Origin of the sequence: Acidovorax sp. Leaf160 (assembly GCF_001424265.1) — a bacterium.
GTDB lineage: Bacteria > Pseudomonadota > Gammaproteobacteria > Burkholderiales > Burkholderiaceae_C > Paracidovorax.
In genome coordinates this window covers 194,566-213,427 of sequence record NZ_LMOV01000025.1, presented here as the reverse complement: position 1 = coordinate 213,427, position 18,862 = coordinate 194,566, and the positions used below count along the sequence as shown (strand labels likewise).

13 protein-coding genes are annotated in these 18,862 nt (G+C 69.6%); 5 read left to right on the top strand and 8 right to left on the bottom strand.

The features are described from left to right. The 5 genes from hisD (at position 1) to hisA (ending at position 4,687) form a co-directional block, all read left to right on the top strand. Complete coding sequence (gene hisD / locus ASF94_RS16210) at positions 1–1,371, top strand: histidinol dehydrogenase (RefSeq protein ID WP_056668668.1); 1,371 nt, start codon at positions 1–3, stop codon at positions 1,369–1,371. Then, positions 1,368–2,504: a histidinol-phosphate transaminase gene (gene hisC, locus ASF94_RS16205; RefSeq protein ID WP_056668666.1), complete on the top strand. Its 1,137-nt coding sequence runs from the start codon at positions 1,368–1,370 to the stop codon at positions 2,502–2,504. Before hisD ends, hisC begins: the two co-directional genes overlap by 4 nt. Continuing rightward, positions 2,501–3,151 (top strand): imidazoleglycerol-phosphate dehydratase HisB, encoded by a 651-nt coding sequence (gene hisB, locus ASF94_RS16200; RefSeq protein WP_056668664.1) that lies wholly within the window; start codon positions 2,501–2,503, stop codon positions 3,149–3,151. Before hisC ends, hisB begins: the two co-directional genes overlap by 4 nt. A 51-nt stretch (positions 3,152–3,202) precedes the next feature. Next, on the top strand, positions 3,203–3,877 hold the full coding sequence (hisH, locus tag ASF94_RS16195; RefSeq protein WP_056668662.1) for an imidazole glycerol phosphate synthase subunit HisH: 675 nt from the start codon (positions 3,203–3,205) through the stop codon (positions 3,875–3,877). Between the two features lie 69 nt (positions 3,878–3,946). Then, complete coding sequence (hisA, locus tag ASF94_RS16190) at positions 3,947–4,687, top strand: 1-(5-phosphoribosyl)-5-[(5-phosphoribosylamino)methylideneamino]imidazole-4-carboxamide isomerase (protein ID WP_056668659.1); 741 nt, start codon at positions 3,947–3,949, stop codon at positions 4,685–4,687. Between the two features lie 164 nt (positions 4,688–4,851). On the opposite strand, the gene ASF94_RS16185 is transcribed toward hisA, so the two are convergent. From ASF94_RS16185 to ASF94_RS16150, 8 genes are read right to left on the bottom strand one after another with little or no spacing between them, the layout of a single operon-like run. After that, the gene (locus ASF94_RS16185; RefSeq protein WP_056668655.1) at positions 4,852–6,051 is read right to left on the bottom strand and encodes a spherulation-specific family 4 protein; all 1,200 of its coding nucleotides are present in this window, start codon (positions 6,049–6,051) and stop codon (positions 4,852–4,854) included. Positions 6,052–6,103: 52 nt separating this feature from the next. After that, the gene (gene pelG / locus ASF94_RS16180) at positions 6,104–7,477 is read right to left on the bottom strand and encodes an exopolysaccharide Pel transporter PelG (protein ID WP_056668652.1); all 1,374 of its coding nucleotides are present in this window, start codon (positions 7,475–7,477) and stop codon (positions 6,104–6,106) included. Then, a complete protein-coding gene (gene pelF / locus ASF94_RS16175) occupies positions 7,477–9,006 on the bottom strand; it encodes a GT4 family glycosyltransferase PelF (RefSeq protein ID WP_056668649.1) in 1,530 nt (509 codons plus the stop codon). Before pelF ends, pelG begins: the two co-directional genes overlap by 1 nt. Next, positions 9,003–10,031, bottom strand: coding sequence for a hypothetical protein (locus ASF94_RS16170; protein ID WP_056668646.1), 1,029 nt, complete (start codon positions 10,029–10,031; stop codon positions 9,003–9,005). The genes pelF and ASF94_RS16170 overlap by 4 nt, the downstream gene beginning before the upstream one ends. Beyond that, on the bottom strand, positions 10,024–11,430 hold the full coding sequence (locus ASF94_RS16165) for a PelD GGDEF domain-containing protein (protein ID WP_056668643.1): 1,407 nt from the start codon (positions 11,428–11,430) through the stop codon (positions 10,024–10,026). Before ASF94_RS16165 ends, ASF94_RS16170 begins: the two co-directional genes overlap by 8 nt. Positions 11,431–11,443: 13 nt before the next feature. Further along, positions 11,444–11,995, bottom strand: coding sequence for a penicillin-binding protein activator LpoB (locus ASF94_RS16160; protein ID WP_056668640.1), 552 nt, complete (start codon positions 11,993–11,995; stop codon positions 11,444–11,446). A 21-nt stretch (positions 11,996–12,016) separates the two neighbouring features. After that, positions 12,017–16,003, bottom strand: a complete 3,987-nt coding sequence (locus ASF94_RS16155; protein WP_082493346.1) for a tetratricopeptide repeat protein — start codon at positions 16,001–16,003, stop codon at positions 12,017–12,019. Further along, a complete protein-coding gene (locus ASF94_RS16150) occupies positions 15,963–18,785 on the bottom strand; it encodes a bifunctional glycoside hydrolase 114/ polysaccharide deacetylase family protein (protein ID WP_369818679.1) in 2,823 nt (940 codons plus the stop codon). Before ASF94_RS16150 ends, ASF94_RS16155 begins: the two co-directional genes overlap by 41 nt. Between the last annotated feature and the right edge of the window lie 77 nt (positions 18,786–18,862).

Sequence of the window (18,862 nt, the reverse complement as noted above, 5' to 3'; positions counted from 1 at the left end):
ATGAAATTGATAGCTAAACCCGCATTCATGTCCACCGCTGATACCGATTTTGAGCAGAAATTCCAGCAGCGCCTGCACTGGTCTGCCGACACCGACGCCGCCATCGAACAGCGCGTGGCCGACATCCTGGCCGACGTGCAGCAGCGCGGCGATGCGGCCGTGCTGGAGTACACCCATCGATTCGACGGCCTGCAGGCGCAGAGCATGTCTGCGCTGGAGCTGACCCAGGCCGAGCTGAAAGCCGCTTTCGACGCGCTGGCCGCCGTGCAGCGCGATGCCCTGCAAGCTGCCGCAGCGCGGGTGCGCCGCTACCACGAGGCGCAGAAGCGGGCCAGTGGCGAGAGCTGGAGCTACCGCGACGAAGACGGCACGCTGCTGGGCCAGAAGGTCACGCCGCTCGACCGGGTGGGCATCTACGTGCCTGGCGGCAAGGCGGCCTATCCGTCCAGCGTGCTGATGAACGCCATCCCGGCGCACGTGGCGGGCGTGGGCGAGATCATCATGGTGGTGCCCACGCCGCAGGGCGCCAAGAACCCGCTGGTGCTGGCCGCTGCCTATGTGGCCGGCGTCACCCGCGCCTTCACCATCGGCGGCGCGCAGGCCGTCGCCGCACTGGCCTACGGCACGGCCACCGTGCCCAAGGTGGACAAGATCACCGGCCCGGGCAATGCCTACGTGGCCAGCGCCAAGAAGCGCGTGTTCGGCACCGTCGGCATCGACATGATCGCGGGCCCGAGCGAAATCCTGGTGCTGGCCGACGGCACCACACCGCCCGACTGGGTGGCCATGGATCTCTTCAGCCAGGCCGAACACGACGAACTGGCGCAATCCATCCTGCTGTGCCCCGACGCCGCCTACATCGACGCGGTGCAGGCCGCCATCGACCGGCTGCTGCCCGAGATGCCGCGCGCCGAGATCATCGCCAAGAGCCTCACCGGGCGCGGCGCGCTGATCCTGACGAAGGACATGGAAGAGGCCTGCGCCATCAGCAACCGCATCGCCCCCGAACATCTGGAAGTCTCCAGCCGCGACGCGCACCGCTGGGAGCCGCTGCTGCGCCATGCCGGCGCCATCTTCCTGGGGGCCTACACCAGCGAAAGCCTGGGCGACTACTGCGCCGGCCCCAACCACGTGCTGCCGACCAGCGGCACCGCGCGGTTCTCGTCGCCGCTCGGCGTGTACGACTTCCAGAAGCGCAGCAGCCTGATCGAGGTGAGCGAACAGGGCGCGCAGACGCTGGGTGCCATCGCCGCCGAACTGGCCTACGGCGAAGGCCTGCAGGCCCACGCCCGCGCGGCCGAGTTGCGCCTGCAGCCGGTGCCGCCGGCGCGGGCCATGCCGGGTTCCGCCGGCGCAAAGGATGCCGCATGAGCACGACCGCCAAGCCGCTTTCCACCGCCAGTGTCCAGCGGGCGCTGGACCGCATCCGCCCCGATGTGCGCGCCATGCACGCCTACGCCGTGCAGCCCTCCACCGGCGCCCTGAAGATGGACGCCATGGAGAACCCGTTCTCCTTGCCGGCCGACCTGCAGGCCGCCCTCGGCCAGCGGCTGGGCGCCCTGGCGCTGAACCGCTACCCCGGCGCCCGCCAGAACGACCTGAAGGCCGCGCTGGCCGACTATGCCGGCGCGCCCGAAGGCAGCGCCGTGCTGCTGGGCAACGGCTCCGACGAACTCATCACCCTGCTGGCACTGGCTTGCGCGCAGCCGCACGAAGGCGCGCGCGCCAGGCTGCTGGCACCCATGCCCGGCTTCGTGATGTACCCGATGAGCGCGCAGTTGCAGGGGCTGGATTTCGTCGGCGTGCCGCTCACGCCCGACTTCGAGCTGGATGAAACGGCCATGCTCGCCGCCATCGCCGAGCACCGGCCCGCCATCACGTACATCGCCTATCCCAACAACCCGACCGCCACGCTGTGGGACGAAGCCGTGGTGCAGCGCATCGTGGACGCCGTGGGCGGGCAGGGCGGCATCGTGGTGATGGACGAGGCCTACCAGCCGTTCGCCAGCCGCAGCTGGATCACGCGCATGCGCGCCGAGCCCGAACGCAATGCCCACGTGCTGCTGATGCGCACGCTCAGCAAGTTCGGCCTGGCCGGCGTGCGCCTGGGCTACCTCATCGGGCCTGCGGCGCTGGTGAACGAGATCGACAAGGTGCGCCCGCCCTACAACGTGAGCGTGCTCAACTGCGAAGCCGCGCTCTTCGCGCTGGAGCATGCCGAGGTGTTCGCCGCCCAGGCGGAAGAATTGCGCGCCGCCCGCACCCGGTTGCTGGCCGACCTGCGCGCGATGCCCGGCATCGAACGGGTGTGGGACAGCGAAGCCAACATGGTGCTGGTGCGCGTGGCCGATGCGGCCCGGGTGTTCGAGGGCATGAAGGCGCGCAAGGTCCTCATCAAGAACGTTTCTACAATGCACCCCTTGCTGGCCCAATGCCTGCGCCTGACGGTCGGCAGCGCCACCGACAACGCCCAGATGCTGGCCGCGCTCCAGGCTTCCCTATGACTTCCTCCGCACTCATCCCCACGTCGTCCTCGCCGTCCTCCACCGGCGACGCTTCGGCCGACCGCATCGCCGAAGTGACCCGCACCACCGCCGAGACGCGCATCAGCGTGCGCATCAACCTCGACGGCAGCGGTGCAGCGCGCCTCTCGTCGGGCATCGGCTTCTTCGACCACATGCTCGACCAGATCGCCCGCCACGGGCTGATCGACCTGCAGGTGGACTGCGAAGGCGACCTGCACATCGACGGCCACCACACGGTGGAAGACGTGGGCATCACCATCGGCCAGGCGTTCGCGCGGGCCGTCGGCGACAAGAAGGGCATCCGCCGCTACGGCCATGCCTACGTGCCGCTCGATGAAGCCCTGTCGCGCGTGGTGGTCGATTTCTCGGGCCGCCCCGGGCTGCACATGGACGTGAAGTTCACGGCGGGCAGCATCGGCCAGCTCGACACGCAGCTGGTGTACGAGTTCTTCCAGGGCTTCGTGAACCATGCGGGCGTCACCCTGCACATCGACAACCTCAAGGGCTTCAATGCCCATCACCAGTGCGAAACCATCTTCAAGGCCTTCGCGCGCGCGCTGCGCTTCGCGCTGGAGCGCGATCCGCGTTCGGCCGGTGTCATTCCCTCGACCAAGGGTTCCCTGTAATTTTTAGGGCTCAATCGGCCTCTGGCGCTTGTCCCTCCTGCGCACCCTGCTATGAATAGTGAAGCAAAGACCGTGGCCGTCGTGGACTACGGCATGGGCAATCTGCGGTCCGTGTCGCAGGCCGTGCAGGCCGCCGCCGCCGGCACCGGCTGGACGGTCGTCGTCACGGCGCGGCCCGACGAAGTGCGGGCCGCCCAGCGCGTGGTGCTGCCAGGGCAGGGCGCCATGCCCGACTGCATGCGCGAGCTGCGCGAGTCCGGCCTGCAGGACAGCGTGCTGGAAGCTGCCGCGAACAAGCCGCTCTTCGGCGTCTGCGTGGGCATGCAGATGCTGCTGGACCACAGCGCCGAGGGCGACACGCCCGGGCTCGGCCTGATTCCAGGCCAGGTCGTGCGATTCGATCTGGCCGGGCGCACGCAAGGCGACGGCAGTCGCTACAAGGTGCCGCAGATGGGTTGGAACCGGGTGCGCAAGACGCCCGTGGGGCCGTCGGGCCAGGCCCACCCGGTCTGGGGCGAGATCCCGGACGAGAGCTGGTTCTACTTCGTGCACAGTTTCCACGCCGTGCCGCGCGAGGCCTCACACTCGGCAGGCGAAACCGATTACGGTGGCTGGTTCGCGGCGGCCATCGCACGCGATAATATTTTTGCCACGCAGTTCCACCCGGAAAAGAGCGCGGAGCAGGGCCTGGCGCTCTACCGCAACTTCCTGCACTGGAATCCCTGAGTTCCCTTCATCAACCCGGCCCCCTGGCCGCTCCAGCCCTTCGCGCTCCCATCGCGCTCCCCTTCGATCATGCTGCTCATCCCCGCCATCGACCTCAAGGACGGTCACTGCGTGCGCCTCAAGCAAGGTGACATGGACCAATCCACCACCTTCGGCGAAGACCCGGCCGCCATGGCGCGGCGCTGGGTGGATGCCGGCGCGCGCCGCCTGCACCTGGTCGACCTGAACGGCGCCTTCGCCGGTACGCCCAAGAACTACGCGGCCATCAAGTCCATCCTCAAGGAGGTGGGCGACGACATTCCCGTGCAGCTGGGCGGCGGCATCCGAGACATGGACACCATCGAGAAATACATCGACGGCGGCCTGCGCTACGTCATCATCGGCACCGCTGCGGTCAAGAACCCTGGCTTCCTGAAGGACGCCTGCAGCGCCTTCGGCGGCCACATCATCGTGGGCCTGGACGCCAAGGACGGCAAGGTCGCCACCGACGGCTGGAGCAAGCTCACCGGCCATGAAGTGGTGGACCTGGCCAAGAAGTTCGAGGACTGGGGCGTCGAGTCCATCATCTACACCGACATCGGCCGCGACGGCATGCTGTCGGGCATCAACATCGACGCCACCGTCAAGCTGGCGCAGTCGCTGACCATCCCCGTCATCGCGTCGGGCGGCCTCGGCAGCATGGCCGATATCGACCAGTTGTGCGCGGTGGAGAGCGAAGGCGTGGAAGGCGTGATCTGCGGCCGCGCCATCTACTCGGGCGACCTGGACTTCGCCGCGGCGCAGGCCCGGGCGGACGAGCTGGCCGGCTGACCCCGGCAGGGCGCCGGCCCCGGCTGCCTCGCGAAACGAAACGCCCGCAGTCGCGGGCGTTTTTCCATGGACAAGGGTTGTCGCCCGGACTGTCGTGCGGGCCGCCGTGTTGCCGGCTGGGGATGGCGGGTGCTGGGAGATGGTGGATGCCGGGTGCCGGTCAATCAGCAGGTGGGCAGCGGGCGCCCCCGGTTCAGCGCATCCACGCTTTGCAGCAGCGCCGTCCAGTAGTGGGGCAGCCCCGCCCAGGGGTTGCCCGTGCGCAGGACCGGATCGTATTCGCCGTCGGTGAAGAACACCGGCCCGGCGTTGTAGCGCGCGGTGGCCGCCGCCGCCAGGGCCTCCTGCATGGCGGCGCAGGTGGGGATGTTGTGGCCCAGCAGGGCGACCGAAGTGTTCGGGCGGGCGTAGAGCCAGGAAGCCGCCGTGCTGGTCCGTGGGTCGTAGGCCAGCAGCCCGGCGCGCTGCCCTTCGTAGGTCACCAGCACATCGGCCACGGCGGCATAGGCGGCGTCCGGCACGGCACCCGGGTTGCCCACCACGCGCAGCGCGCTGCCCTGCGCCTTGATGTAGCGGTAGAGGGACTGGTAGTACTCCAGCTGGCGCGTGTCCGAGGACATCTCGTCCACGAAGATGCCGGTCACGATGCTCCGGCCGTAGAAGCGCAGGTAGTTGTCCACGTCGGCCTGCACGGCCGCGAGCGCGCGCGTGCCGTAGTTGCTGTGCACGTAGCCGATCACCTTGCCGCCGGCCGCCACGAACTGGCTGGCCGCGCGCGTGTACTGGGCCTCGGGGGCGGTGAACACACCGTTGGACGGATTGAGGATGGCCGTGACGGACACGCCGGGTACCGCCTGCACACCGGCGGCGAGCTGGTCCCAGGGCGAGCCCGACGGGGTGGGATAGAAGTACGCCGGAACCAGCACCTCCAGCGGCCGCGGCGCGGGCCGCAGATAGACCGTGCGCGTGGTGGTGGCCGACTGCCCGTCCGCCGCCGTGGCCGACACGGTGAGCTGCTGGCGGCCCGGCGTGGCCTGGGTCAGCGTGGCGGTGGCGACGCCGCCCTGGGCGGTGGTGGCCGCGGCAGCCAGCGTGCCGGACGTGGCGGCGAACCGGACCGGCGTGCCGTCGCTCGCGGGCGCCCCGTTGATGGTGACCTGCGCGCGGATGCTTAGCGGGGCATCGACCTCGAACACCTCCTGCGCTGCGGGCGCGGTGAGGGTCACGGCCACCGTGCTGGGCGCCGGTGCCGGGGGCGCTTCGGGCGTGCTGCTGCCGCCGCCGCTTCCACCGCAGGCGGCGAGCAGCGCACCCAGTGACAGGCCGCCGAGGCGGACGGGAAGGCGAAAGCGTGGCAGGGGCATGGCAGGCGGCGGCGGTGGGGTGGAAGAAAAGGCGGGAGGCACCCGCCCACGGTCACTGCAGCATGAAGGTCTCGTACTCCAGCCGGCTCAGCTGGCGCGACAGCAGCACCAGCCCGGTGCACAGCGTCGCCAGCGTCGCGAGCGTGAACCCGTAGCCGTAGAGCGCAGCGCCGGCATACAGCGTGAACGCCGTCAGCAGCATGTTGAGCAGCACGAACTGCAGGCACAGGAACAGCACGATGCGGCGCTGGTCCAGATAGAAGAACACGTTGAGGATGGCCATCAGGCCCACCTGCAGGCCGGCGCCCACCACCTGCACGTGCAGCAGCGGCAGATAGAGGCGCGAGATGCCCAGCCAGGCCAGCAGCGCCGGGCCTGCCACGAAGGTGATCAGCACGGCCAGCGCCTGGATCTTGCCGATCTCCGCAAGCCCCTGCTTGATGGAATACACCATCTCGTCGCGCATGGTCTCGATGTATTCGAGCGAGCCGCCGCTGCGCACCGCGTCGTAGAACTTGTCGTAGTACTCGACGAAGTCGGTCTCGATGCGCACCAGGAACACCGCCATGCCCGGGATGATCGACAGGTAGGCGAGGAACACGGGCAGGTCGTAGATCAGCGAGGCCCGCAGCGCGCCCACGATGGGCTGCGAGGTGGGCTGGAAGTACCAGAACATGAACTTGTCGGCCCACACCCCGAAGTTGTAGAGCAGGCCGATGGCCATGAGCGAGGGGTAGAGCAGCTTGCGCTCGGCGAAGTCGAAGGCGATCAGCCGGCCCTTGGGGTTGAATTCGCGCACCACCAGAATCCACATGCCCGCCAGCAGCACGTAGTTGCCGAGCACGAAACCCCCCAGCAGGCCTTCCAGCCCCCAGGGGCGCATGAGCAGCGCGCTGACCACGATCAGCACGTAGGCCAGCGCGAACAGGCCGACGATCGCCTTGTAGCGCTTCATGCCCGAGAGCAGGATGGTCAGCACCCAGACATCGCACATCAGCGTGAAGCCGGCCAGCATCAGCATGCGGTAGAGCAGGCCCAGGTTGGGCAGCAGCAGGAAGAGGGCGAGCGTGCCCAGCACACCGGCAGCGGCCGTCACCACCAGCATCAGTCCGTGCAGGTTGGGCAGGATCAGGTCGCGGCGCTTCTCGAACAGCCGGTCGGACACGAACCGCGTGAACGCCAGCTGCACCAGCCCGGTCAGGATGAGACTGCCCGCCACCAGGTAGGTGACCGATGTCTGGAACTGGGTGACCAAGAACGCCGGCACCACCACGCTGGCGCTGAAGATACCGATCAGCAGAATGCCGACGATGGAGAACACCCAGGGTCCGGAGCCGATCACGCCCGCATAGGCGTATGCCTGCACCAGGCTGACCAGCGTGTCCTTGCGCAGCATGCGCCGCAGCTCGAATCCGATGCCGGCCATCAGCGTGCTCCCTGCGTTCTGGCGAACGCTTCTTCATACACGGCGCGGTAGCGCTGGAACATCAGCGTGTCGGTGTAGTACCGCTCCACGCGGGCGATGGCGGCGCGGCTGGCGGCATGCCAGGCGTCTTCGTCGCGCAGCAGCGACAGCGCCGCGTCGGCCAGGCGCTGCGGGTCGGCGATCGGCACCACCTGGCCCGAGGCACCCAGCGCGCGGTCGTCCTCGTCCAGGCCTTCCACCAGCTGCCGGCACGATCCCACGTCGGTGGACACCGTGGGCACGCCCGCGGCATAGCCCTCCAGCACCACCAGGGGCAGGGCCTCGCTGATGGACGACAGCACGACCAGGCCGATGCGCGGCATCAGGTCTTCGACCCGTTGAAAGCCGAGGAAGCGCACATGCTGCTCCAGGCCCAGGCTGCGCACCAGGTTCTCGCATTCCAGCGCATAGGCCGGGTCTTCCTCGGCGGGGCCGGCAATCCAGCCCTGGGCGGAGGGCAGCTGGTTCACCACCCGCCGCATGGCGCGGATGAAGGTCTTGATGTCCTTGATCGGCACCACCCGGCCGATCAGGCAGAGCACGTGCGGCACGTTGGCCGGGCGCTCGGCGCGCAGCGCCGCGAAGCGCGACAGCTGGATGCCGTTCGGGATGTTGAAGGTGCGCTCCTGCGGCGCGCCGTCGGCGATCTGGCGCTGCCGGTTGGCTTCGTAGAGGGCGATGATCGGGTCGGCCGATGCGTAGCAGAACCGGCCCAGCCACTCGAAGAAGTGGATCCACATCTGCCGGAAATACGACAGCTCGGTCGGGTCGCGCTGGAACAGGTTGCGGTTGTCGCGGATCCAGTCGCTCTTGAAGAGATCGATCTTGCGTTCCTTGGTGTAGATGCCGTGCTCGGACAGCACCAGCGGCGTGCCACGGAACTGTTCCACCATCGCCCCGAGGCAGCCTGCGTAGCCGGTGGAGGCGCAGTGCACGATGCGCACCGGAATCAGCTGCTGCGCGACCCGCGCCAGCGTCCAGAGCGGCTGGTACATGATGCGCACGGTCCAGAAATAGTCCACGAAGGAAGGGTCGGTGCAGTGGGTGCGGTAGCCCTCGCAGATCAGGTCCCAGGCACGCTCGCCGTAGAGGAAGTCTTCGAGCTGGAAGCGCCCGCCCGGCTGCATCTCGCGGACCATGGCGCGAAACGCCTCCATGCCGGCGGCGCGGTCTCCGCTCTCCATGGCGCCCAGCAGCGACTTGACCATGGCGAAGGCGGCCTCGTCGCCACGGCGCGCCAGGGGCTGGGTTTCGCTGCTCAGGTGGTCGTAGAGAAAATGCTCTTCGTAGTGCACCACGTTGGGCGGCAGTTCGTACTTGAACTTCGTGTAGTCCTGGCGGCGGCTGCCGAGGAACACGATGGCGAAGCGGTATTCCGGGTAGGCCCGGATGATCTGGTGGATCCAGCTGGAGACACCGCCGCTGATGTAGGGGAAGGTGCCTTCCAGCAGCAGCGCGATGTCGGCGTCCGCGGCGCGCGGGTGGGTCATGGCGTGTTCCAGTAATCGACGACCGGCTTCAGGCGCGGCAATGCCGTCCATTGGCTGAGTTCGTCCAGCAGGGCGCGCGTGCCCTGGAAGTCGCGCCGTTCAAAGCACAGTTCGGCCTGGTAGGGCAGCACGCGGGTGGCCGGCAGCCCCAGTTCGCGCGCGCGCAGGTAGGCGGCACCGGCCGCCTCCAGTTGCCCTGTCTCGTGCAGCAGGCGGCCGCGGCGCAGATTCAGCTGCGGATGGTCGGGCTCGCTCATCAGCACCATGTCGCAAAAGCGCAGCGACTCGTGGATCGCGTGCGCGCGCAGGTCGCCCTGCACGAGTTCCTGATACACCAGCTCCCAATACAGGTCGGAGAGGCGGTGCGCCGACTCGCTGGTGCGTGGCCCACCGGAACGGCCGTCCGGTCCCTGGCCTTCTTCCGCCTGTGCCTGGCGCAGCGCGTCCAGTTCCACGTCGATGGTGCGGTTGATGCGCTTTTCCAGCGTGTCGAGCATGCCGTAGGCCAGCAGGCGCAAATCCTCGCTGGGATCGCTGAGCACCGAGCGCAGCAGCGGCGATGCCACCCGGCCCGAAACGTATTGCAGCGCCACCATGGCCCGCAGCCGGGTCTGCATCGGTGCGTTGCTGTTGCCCAGGAACGAGCGCATGCCGGCTTGCCGGAAACTGCCCTGCATGCGCTGGTGCAGGTCGAATTCGGGCAGCTGCAGCGATTCGAATTCGCCCTGCGCGACCGGCGTGCGGTAGATGCGCAGCATCACCACCGCCAGCACGGCGCCCAGGAAACCCGCCACCGGCACCCCGTAGCTGAAGACCGCCAGCAGCGCCAGCACCGGCAGGCGCGGGCGGGCCTGTTCGCCCGACAGGAACGGCAGCAGGCAGAGCGACAGCATCAGGCAGGCAAGCGCGTGCATCAGCAGGTAGCTCGCCAGCGCCACGTCGGAGCGGCCGTGCATCAGCAGCGGGCCCGTCCAGGCGCCCAGCTCCAGCGCCAGGGCCGAGAGCGCGAACTTCAGGTTAAGCATGGGCCAGCGCGTGCAGCCGCTGCAGCACGTCCAGGGGAGCGCCGCTCGCCAGCGGCACGATGTGGGGGAACACCCCGGCGGCCTCCAGCGGCTGGCCGCTCTTTTGCTTCGACCAGGCTTCCAGCCGGGTGATGTAGCCCTCGGCCGTGGCGGCGTCGCCCAGCGGCATCAGCATGGCCAGCACCTGGCGCTCGGGCCCGCGGATCAGCCAGCTCTCGTCCAGCTCGCGCTTGAGGCGCTCGATCTGGGCCGGCACGCCCCGCTCCACCGCGCGCGGCAGGCATTCCAGGGCCACGATCACGCTGGGCACCTGGGTGGTCTCGTGGATATGCGCCAGGCGCTGCGCCTCGAAGGCGAACTCGGGCGGGCAGTCGGGCAGCGCCTCGACGATGGGGCGCGACAGCGTCTGCGTCGCCAGCCCGTCGGTGTAATAGCCCAGCAGCAGGTTGATGGTCTGCAGGTTCTCGTCCTGCAGCGAGAAGAACGGCATGTCGTCGATCACGAGCAGCCCGTACAGCTCACCCCCCAGATCGAGCAGCGGCGCGGCCGCCAGATAGCGGCTGTGCTGGCCGTGCGCCACGGCCTGGCTGACATGGCAGAGGCGCCGCGTCTCCAGCGCCTGGCGGATCAGCGGATCGGTGGGTTCGAGCGGGGTCGGCGCGCCGATGCGGGCCACGGCGTCGGCATCCACGTCGTCGCCGCGCACGGGGTAGAGCACGGCCGATTCGATCTGGCAGTACTGGGCCAGCAGCCGCAGCAGCACCTGGGCGCCGTCCTCGGGCGTACGGTCGGGCGAGCCGATGCTCTGCAGCGCGGCGAGCGCATCGCGCATCGACATGGGCCGGCCGATCAGCTCTTGCTCCAGCCGGTCGTGCGACAGGCGCAGCAGGTAGTACTGGCGCACCAGGTGCTCGAGCCGCTGGTCGAGGTAGAGCTGCACGTTCTCCGCGCGCCGGGTGCGGGCCTGCCACAGGCTGGAGAACTCGCCCACCAGCAGCACCAGGATCAGGCCGCCCAGAAAGTAGGCCTGCGGAAACGCGTCGTAGTGGCCGACATGGATCCCCAGCCAGACCACCAGCAGGATGCAGGCGCTGCCCAGGCCCGCCAGCGGGCCGTAGCGCAACGCGACGATGACGACCGCGAGCCACGCCCAGGGAAAGCCGCTGTCGATCCAGAGCGGGTCTTCGGGCTTCCAGAGCAGCCCCAGCCCCACCGCGATGAGCGGCAGCAAGGCCATCTCCAGCAGCGTGACCCAGGGGCGGGCATCGGTCACGGCCAGCTTGCCCAGCAGATTGGCGGGCAGGTGGCTCCTGGCCGCGGACTTGTTCTTCAGCTCGGGCATGGCCGTGCTGCCGACGGAGCGGCGGCGGGCGTCAGGGGTCATCGTCTCGGGGGCCATGGCGGACGGGCGTTCAGCGGGCGCCGGCGAGGCCGGAGTCGAGCAGCTGGCGGATCAGCTTCTGCGCGACAGCCGAGAGCGCCTCGCGGCTCCAGCCGCTCTTGCCGCCCGCGCCGCTCCAGAGCGTGTTGCCGGTGGCGACGTCGACGATGCGCAGGGTGACGCCCGCGGCCGGCTCGCCGTCCACGCCGACCTTGTAGCGCCACTCGTCCACGGCGCCGGTCAGTGCGTACTGGGCCTGCTGGCTGCGGGCCCAGGCCAGCACATCCTCCTGGCGCTTGGCGTCGCCGGAGTCGAACAGCGCTTCCTGCTGCGTGCTGGCGGGGTAGCGCTGCACGCGGCCGACGCCGCGCGCGTGGAGCAATGCCTCGGCGATGGCTTCGGCGCGGTTGCCGGCCAGCGGCGTTTCCGTGTGGTTGGCAAAGGGCAGCACCACCCAGGTGGCGTTGGGCTGCAGCACGGGCGGCTGGCCCCGGTCGATGGTGGAACAGGCCGCCAGCAGCAAGAGCGTGCTGCCCGCGGCGATGGTCTGCAGGCGCTGCAGCAGGGTGCGGTGTGGAAGCATGGTGGTCCTCTCGTGGTCGCGTTAGAAATGAAGTCGGTAGCTGAATTGCAGGTCGCGCGTCAGGCCCTGGTTTTGCACGCCGGACTTGGCCAGGCCCCAGCTGAGCCGGATGTGGTCGGCGCCCAGCAGCGAGCCGGCGAAGCCTGCCCGCAGGCCGTAGCCTGGGCCGAGCTGGCTGTGCCAGGTGCGGCTGACACTGGCGTAAGGCCGGATGGCGCGCGTGTATTCCTGCTCGTAGCGCATGTTGGTGGACAGCTGCACGCCGTAGAACTGGAAGTTGTCGGGCAGGAAGTAGTCGGGCCCGACGTCGGTGATCGACGGCGGCAGGTAGCGGCGGAAGCCCTGGTCCGATGCCGACAGCGAGTCGAGGTCGCGGCGGCGGTAGTCGTGGGTGGACCAGAACGCGCCGAACTGCAGCACCGGCGCTTCCTGCCGGTAGGTGTGGGTGTAGTTGAGCGAGGTGTGGCGGCCGCTGCCCAGGTTGCCGCCGGACTGCAGCTGATAGCGCTCGGCCCATTGCGCGGCGACGAACTCGTCCTGGCGCGTGGGCTGGTAGCGCAGGCTCAGGCCCACCCGGTCCTTCATGCCGGCGATGCGCAGCGCCAGGCTGTCCTGGCTGGGCAGGTCGCTGCCAACGTCGAAGCGCCACGACAGCCGGTTGTCGATTCGCTGCTCGTGCTCGATGGCCAGCGGCGTGTAGGCGCGGTCGCTCTCCCGGCGGCCCGCGCGGAACAGGGTCTCACCATCGCGGTGGCGCCAGCGCAGTTCCGCGTCGATGCCGCGTTCCTGCGGCGGCTGGAAGACCGCGTTGTCGCGCGATGCCCAGCGGCTGGTCTGCACCAGGTTGAGGTCCAGCGACAGGCGCGGGCTCAGCGCCAGGTGCAGCACCGCCTCGGTCTGGGTCTCCCGCATGCCTGCCAGGTCCTGGTAGGTCACCCTGGCGCCTGCGTGATCGCTGAAGGCCAGCAGGCTCTCGGTCAGCTGCAGGTGCAGCGGCTGGTCGTCGTGCTGGTCGTTCTGGGTCTCGAAGGCGGCGGTCTGCGCTTCGCGCAGGTCGTTCACCGCGCGGGCGGCGTTCACCCGGTCGTAGCGGGGCAGGCGTTCACCAAACTCTTGCAGCAACTGGCCCGACGCCGTCTTGTCGTTCTCGGCCAGGGCCAGCGTGACCTCGGCCCACAGCGGGCGGTTGGCCCGCGTTCCCTGTGCGCGGGCGTACTGCTGCCAGAGGAAGCCGCGCTCGGCCCCGTATTCGGCGGCATCCTGCAGCCAGCCGATGGCGGTCTCCGCCGCCGCGTTCGACAGGTTGCCGGCGGCGTCCCGGTCGAGCCGCAGGAGTTCGCGCAGCACGTCCACCGAGGCATCGCCCGGGCGCTGCGTGATCACCAGGCGGGTGCGGGCGACCCGCCGCGTGGTGTCGAGCCCTTCCTCGGTCAGCCAGCGGCGGCGCGTCTGGTCCGCCGTCAGCGGCGGCGTGCCGGGCGCTCCAGGCGTGCGGGCGGCCTGCCATTCCTGCGACAGCAGATGGCGCCGCAGCCGCCACGACCGGTCGGTCTGCTGGTTCTGGTCCAGCGCGTCCGCATAGTTCATGAGCCAGAGGAAGTTGCGTTCGTGCTGCTTCAGCCGCGGAGTGAGGTACCGGTCGAGCGCCGTCTGCGGCAGCGACAGCGCCTGGTAGGCGGACGCCAGCGCGTCGTGCATTTCCTCGTCGCGCGCCCAGGAGCGTTCCTGCCGGGCGAGCAGCTCGCGCAGTGCCACCGGATCGTTGCCGTCGATGAACAGCCACAGCAGCGCCTGGCGCATCGCGTCCGAGTCGGGGCTGAGGCGCAGGCCGGCCTCGAAGTAGCGGCGTGCCTGGTCGGGCCGGCCCTCGTGCTGGTGGTACACGCCCACCAGCCGCAGGAATTCGGGCGATTCCGACAGCCGCGCCAGCGATCGCTTGCGGGCGTCGGGCCGGGCATCGGCCTGCGCCAGCAGCGACCGGACGGTGTCCCAGCGGTTGCCGTTGACGTAGAGCGTCAGCGCGTTGATGAAATGCCGCGGCTCGTCGAAGCGCTGCCATGCCTGGGTCGATACCCGTGCGGCTTCCAGCGGCTGGTCGGTCTGCAGCAGGCGGATCAGCGCGTCGTAGTCGGAGACGGCGGCATCTTCGCTGGCCGCGAGCGTGCGGTAGGCATCGATCGCCAGCGACTGCCGCTGGCGCGCTTCCGCCAGCTGGCCGGTCAGGCGCCAGTAGTCGGTAGCTTCCTCGGGCCGGGGCGACTGCCGGCGGGCGGCCTCCAGCCACTGCAGGCCTTCGTCGCCACGGCCGTGCGTCAGCGCCAGGATGGCGGCCTGCATGGCCCGGGCGGGCGTCACCTCGGCCGGGGTCGACAGCAGCTGGCGCCAGGCCGCCAAGGCCACCTCCGGCTGGCCCGCGCGGTCCGCAAGCTGCGCCAGCAGCTCCTGCAGGCGGGGCGTGCGGGCGTGCTGCTGGAGGTAGTCGATGGCCGGCTGCGGCTCGCCGAGGCGCTCGTAGGCGGCGACCAGTTCGCGCACCAGGCGCTCGTCACCCGGCTTGCGCTGCAGCTCGTAGCGCAGCGCCTGCACCAGCGCGCCGTCGTCGAACTGACCGGGTGCCAGCCGCAGCACCGACTGCCAGGCATCGTCGCGCTGCGTCTTGCGGGCCAGGTAGAGCCAGTTCTCCAGTGCGACGGCGGGGCGCTGCGTCCAGTCCGACACGCGCGCGAGCCGCTCGCGCCAGACCAGATCGTCCGGGCGCTGCTGCACGGCGGCGCGGGCGAGCAGCCAGGCGTCTTCCTGCTTGCGGTTCTCCAGGAAGACCTCGTAGCCCAGCGTGTAGATCTTCTCGTCGAAGGGCAGCAGGTCGGGGCGAGCGCTGCCTTTCGCCGAGTCCGCAGCCGCAGGGCCGGCCACCGGGCGCAGCGCCCAGCCGCTGCCGCCCTGATTGGCGGCGCCGAACCCGATCACCGGCGGACGCAGCAGGTGGGCGCCGTCGTCGTATCGGGATTCGGGCGCCGGTGCTGGCGCGACCGCACGGTAGGCCACCGGGCGCAGCCGGGCCAGGGCGGTCTCGGGCTGGGCCATGGCGGCCAGCGCAGCCAGCGCCTGTTCGGGCCACTGCTGCGGCAGCAGCGCCAGCCGCAGCAGCTTGCGCACGAAGCGATCGGCCACGTCGGGCCGGCCCGCGGCACGCGCCAGGTTGGTCAGCATGAAGAGCGTCTCGCGGTCATCCGCCAGATTGCCCAGTTCGCGCTCGGCCAGCTGCAGCGCGGCCAGGGGCTGGTTGCCCGACTGCAGCGCGCGAACGCCGGTCAGGAAGTACGCCTTGGCCTGCTGCGGGTCCGGCGTGACGCGGCGCGCCAGCATGTACAGCTCGGCGCAGCCCACGTAGTCGGACTGGGCCAGCGCCTCCTTGGCCGCGCGCTCATACAGCAGGGCGGCCTTGCGCGGATCGGGCTCGGCCTCGGCCAGCCGGCGGTTCAGCTCGATCCCCACCGCGGGTTCGTTGAACTGCGCGGCCAGGCGCACCAACTGGATCTGCCGGTCGGTGGACCACTGCTGCCGGGCGAGCGACTCCAGCTGCGCCCGCAGCTGGCCACGCATCGCCTCGCGGCGCACGGGGTCGTCTTCGGGGCTGCGCACCCACTCGGCATACGACAGCTCCCAGAGCACCCAGAGCGCCTCGCGCCGCAGCTCTTCGTTGCTGGACTCCAGCGCGGGCTGCAGCGTGGCGCGGGCATCGAGCGCGTCGCCCTGGGCGATCTGGCGTTGCGCCAGCAGCAGCCGCAGGCGGGGGTTCTCGGGATCGCTGCGCAGCAGGTTGTTCAGGTAGCTCACCGACAGCGCCGTGTCCGTGGTGTCGGACAGGCGGCGTTCGAGATCCTGGCGCGGGTAGAGCAGCACCAGGGCGCCGCCCACCAGCAGGGCGAGCAGCGCGATCAGCCAGGCCGGCGCGAGGATGGGGCGCTCAGCGGACCGGGCAGAGGATCTGGATGTGCGCAGCAGCATCGGGCAGGCGGTAGTTCGAAGTGGAAGAGGAAACGGAAGCGCTGGCCGGCGCCAGCGCGCGGCCATTGGCCTGTACCTGGCAGCCACTGGCGCCCGCGAGCGCGAATTCCAGCGGGCCGAAGCCCTTCAGGTCGAAGGCGGTCTGGCCGCTGGCGTTCTGCGGCGTCCAGCCATTGATGCGGGCGTTGGCGTCGCGCAGATAGGGCGAGCGCGACGTTTCAGCGCTGCCCGGGCTGGCGGCAGCGGCAGCGGTCTTGAGCCAGGCCCGGCCGCTGGCCAGGTGCACATAGGGCCCTTCCACGCCGGGCGCGTAGCCCGCCACGCCCTGGCTGGCGCCCATGGCCGGGACGCCCAGGGCCGGCGGCAGGCGCAGCGTGCGCAGTTCGCCATCGCCGCGCACGCGCCAGCCTTCGCCGTCGCGCGCGACGGCATAGGTGTGGAAGTCCCGCACCTTGCGGATGAATTCGGAAGCGAACACCGGGTGCAGCGGCTGTGCCTGCGCCCAGCGGTACACCTTGTGCAGCGCGTTGAGGCCCGCGCGCTTGCTGGTGGAATAGACGTGGTAGTAGATGTCCACGGGCTTGATGCGGCGTGGCTTGTCGGTCATCTCGAAGCTCTCGATCACCCGCTCGTAGCCGTAGTAGGGCCCGCGCCACAGGTTGGTGTAGATGTTCTCGTTGGTGATGGGCGCATACACCTGCAGCCGGCCCTGCTTCTGGATGCCGTGCGCGCCGATCGCGGTGATCGACGGATTGGCGCGGGTGATGGAGGTGTCGCCGCCATTGAGGTTCAGCAAGCCGGCGTCTTCGGTGATGGCCAGGGCCTCGGCGCTGGGGGCCGTGTCGCCCGACCAGAGCAGGATCTTCACGGGCTTGCCCGCAGGGGCGAGCCGGCGGTTGATGTACTCGGTCGAGCCGACGATCTCGCGCCGCAGGTCCATGCTGTAGCCCGGCAGGCTCAGGTTGATGGCCGCCTCGCCCTTGTCGTCGAACACGCCGTGCTTGACGTTGCGGTCCCACAGGAAGGGGTGCGAATAGGTGTGGCTGGCCACTTCGACATGCGGCAGCCGGAACATGCGGCGCGCGATGTCTTCCAGCGCGGGGCTCAGGTCGGGGTGCAAGCCATTCGGCGAGATCTCGGCCTCGATGACCGACATGGTCTGCGGCACGCGGTACTTCTGGAAGATCTCCGCCAGCAGCACGCTGGCGGCGAACGGGCTGCCGGGCAGCTCGGCGCGGGAGGGAAACCCGTCGCCATCGACATGCGAGAAGAACAGCCGGCGGCCGTTCTCGGTGGTAACGTCCGGCACGGGCAGGGCCGGCAGCGACAGCGCCCGGGTCAGGAAAGCGAACGGGTCGATCACCCAGCGGAAGTACTCGGTGCCCGGCACGTCCACCAGCGCGTAGGGGTCGAGGATGAAGCCGCCCCACGGCATGAGCGCACCCGCCACGCCCGGCTTGCCCCGCTGGTCGGTCACTTCGATCAGGGGTTGCGCCTGGGCGGCTGCGGCAGGCGTCAGATAGACAGGCGCGAAGGGCGCCACCGGGGGAGCCGGGGCCGTCTCGTAGCCCATCATCGGGTGCTGGCGGGTGATGCGCAGCGTGCCCCGCGCGGCCTCGGGCGACGACTCGATGCCCAGCCGGCCCGCCAGCGCTTCGTCCGGCACCATGCCGAGGCTGCCCATGACGGCCACCGGCATGCCTTCGTCCATGCGCGCCTGCAGCCAGCGGCTGACCGCAGGGGCCGAGCCGTCGGGAATGAAGCCACCGAAGGAAACGACGATGCCGGCATACCGGTCGCGCAGCACGCCCTGCGGCAGCGCCTCGCCGATGTCGGCATAGTCCACCACGTAACCCATGTGGTTGAGCGGCATCTGCAGGAAACGGTGCGCGATCGAGTAGTTGATGGACGGGGATTCGGCACCGTAGTAGACGATCAGCACGCGGCGGGGCATCAGTTCGACCGCGCCGATGCCCACGGTCTGCAGGTCGCCGTCCGACACCCACGGAATGAAGCCGAGCGCCTTGATCTTTTCGGCCGTCTCGCGGCTGGTGGCGCGGTCCTGGGGGGCCACGTAATCGATCGCCAGCACCGGCAGGCCGTAGGTGTCGCGCACGGTGCGAAGCTGCCCCAGCAGCCAGTCACGGTCGGCAGGCTTGACGTCTTCATAGCGCTTGTCGGTGGCGTTCCAGCCCTTGAACAGCGATTCGGCCGCCACCATGAAGAGCTTGTCCTTCACCCGGGGCACGATGTCGAAGCCCCGGTTCTGGATCAGCCGGATTCCGGGAAAGCGGCTGTGCAGCGTCTCGATCACGCGCACCAGGCCCTGCTGCTGCGCAGCCTCGTCGAAGCGCGCAGCCAGCCGGTACGAGTCGAGGGTGTCGAGGAAGAAGCCCCGGTACCCGCGGGCCCAGAGCGGCGCGACGACCTGGTCGGCGAAGAAGGCGGGCCAGTCGGCGGCGGTCTGGTCGATGACTTCGGAGTTCCAGGCACCGTTGCGGGCCAGCTTCCAGCCCGCAGGAATCCGCGCGTAGTACGGGCGGCTGGCCTGCACCTCCGCCACGGACACGTAGGCGAACAGCTCGCTGCCGGTCGTTTGCTTGAACTTCACCGGGTCTTGGCCGTGGTCGGGTTCCACCACGGTGATGTCGAACACCTTGAGGTCGGAAAGCGGGGCCTTGCTGCCGTAGTGCACCGCCACGGCGGGAGACGCGGGAGCCGCCTGGCCAGCCAGCGGAACCAGCAGCGCGATCAGCAGCAGCATCCGGAGCCACCGCTGCACGCAGTGCAGCGAGGCGCAGGCCGGTGCCGCGCCGCGCACAATGCACGGGCGCGAACGGGTGACAAGCGGCATAAGCA

What these genes read in the sequence shown, in the direction of transcription:
- ASF94_RS16170 (WP_056668646.1), bottom strand. Translation starts at nt 10,031, where the DNA reads ATGCTTAACCTGAAGTTCGCGCTCTCGGCCCTGGCGCTGGAGCTGGGC.
- hisD (WP_056668668.1), top strand. Translation starts at nt 1, where the DNA reads ATGAAATTGATAGCTAAACCCGCATTCATGTCCACCGCTGATACCGAT.
- pelG (WP_056668652.1), bottom strand. Translation starts at nt 7,477, where the DNA reads ATGGCCGGCATCGGATTCGAGCTGCGGCGCATGCTGCGCAAGGACACG.
- hisH (WP_056668662.1), top strand. Translation starts at nt 3,203, where the DNA reads ATGAATAGTGAAGCAAAGACCGTGGCCGTCGTGGACTACGGCATGGGC.
- ASF94_RS16185 (WP_056668655.1), bottom strand. Translation starts at nt 6,051, where the DNA reads ATGCCCCTGCCACGCTTTCGCCTTCCCGTCCGCCTCGGCGGCCTGTCA.
- ASF94_RS16165 (WP_056668643.1), bottom strand. Translation starts at nt 11,430, where the DNA reads ATGGCCCCCGAGACGATGACCCCTGACGCCCGCCGCCGCTCCGTCGGC.
- ASF94_RS16155 (WP_082493346.1), bottom strand. Translation starts at nt 16,003, where the DNA reads ATGCTGCTGCGCACATCCAGATCCTCTGCCCGGTCCGCTGAGCGCCCC.
- hisB (WP_056668664.1), top strand. Translation starts at nt 2,501, where the DNA reads ATGACTTCCTCCGCACTCATCCCCACGTCGTCCTCGCCGTCCTCCACC.
- pelF (WP_056668649.1), bottom strand. Translation starts at nt 9,006, where the DNA reads ATGACCCACCCGCGCGCCGCGGACGCCGACATCGCGCTGCTGCTGGAA.
- hisA (WP_056668659.1), top strand. Translation starts at nt 3,947, where the DNA reads ATGCTGCTCATCCCCGCCATCGACCTCAAGGACGGTCACTGCGTGCGC.
- hisC (WP_056668666.1), top strand. Translation starts at nt 1,368, where the DNA reads ATGAGCACGACCGCCAAGCCGCTTTCCACCGCCAGTGTCCAGCGGGCG.
- ASF94_RS16160 (WP_056668640.1), bottom strand. Translation starts at nt 11,995, where the DNA reads ATGCTTCCACACCGCACCCTGCTGCAGCGCCTGCAGACCATCGCCGCG.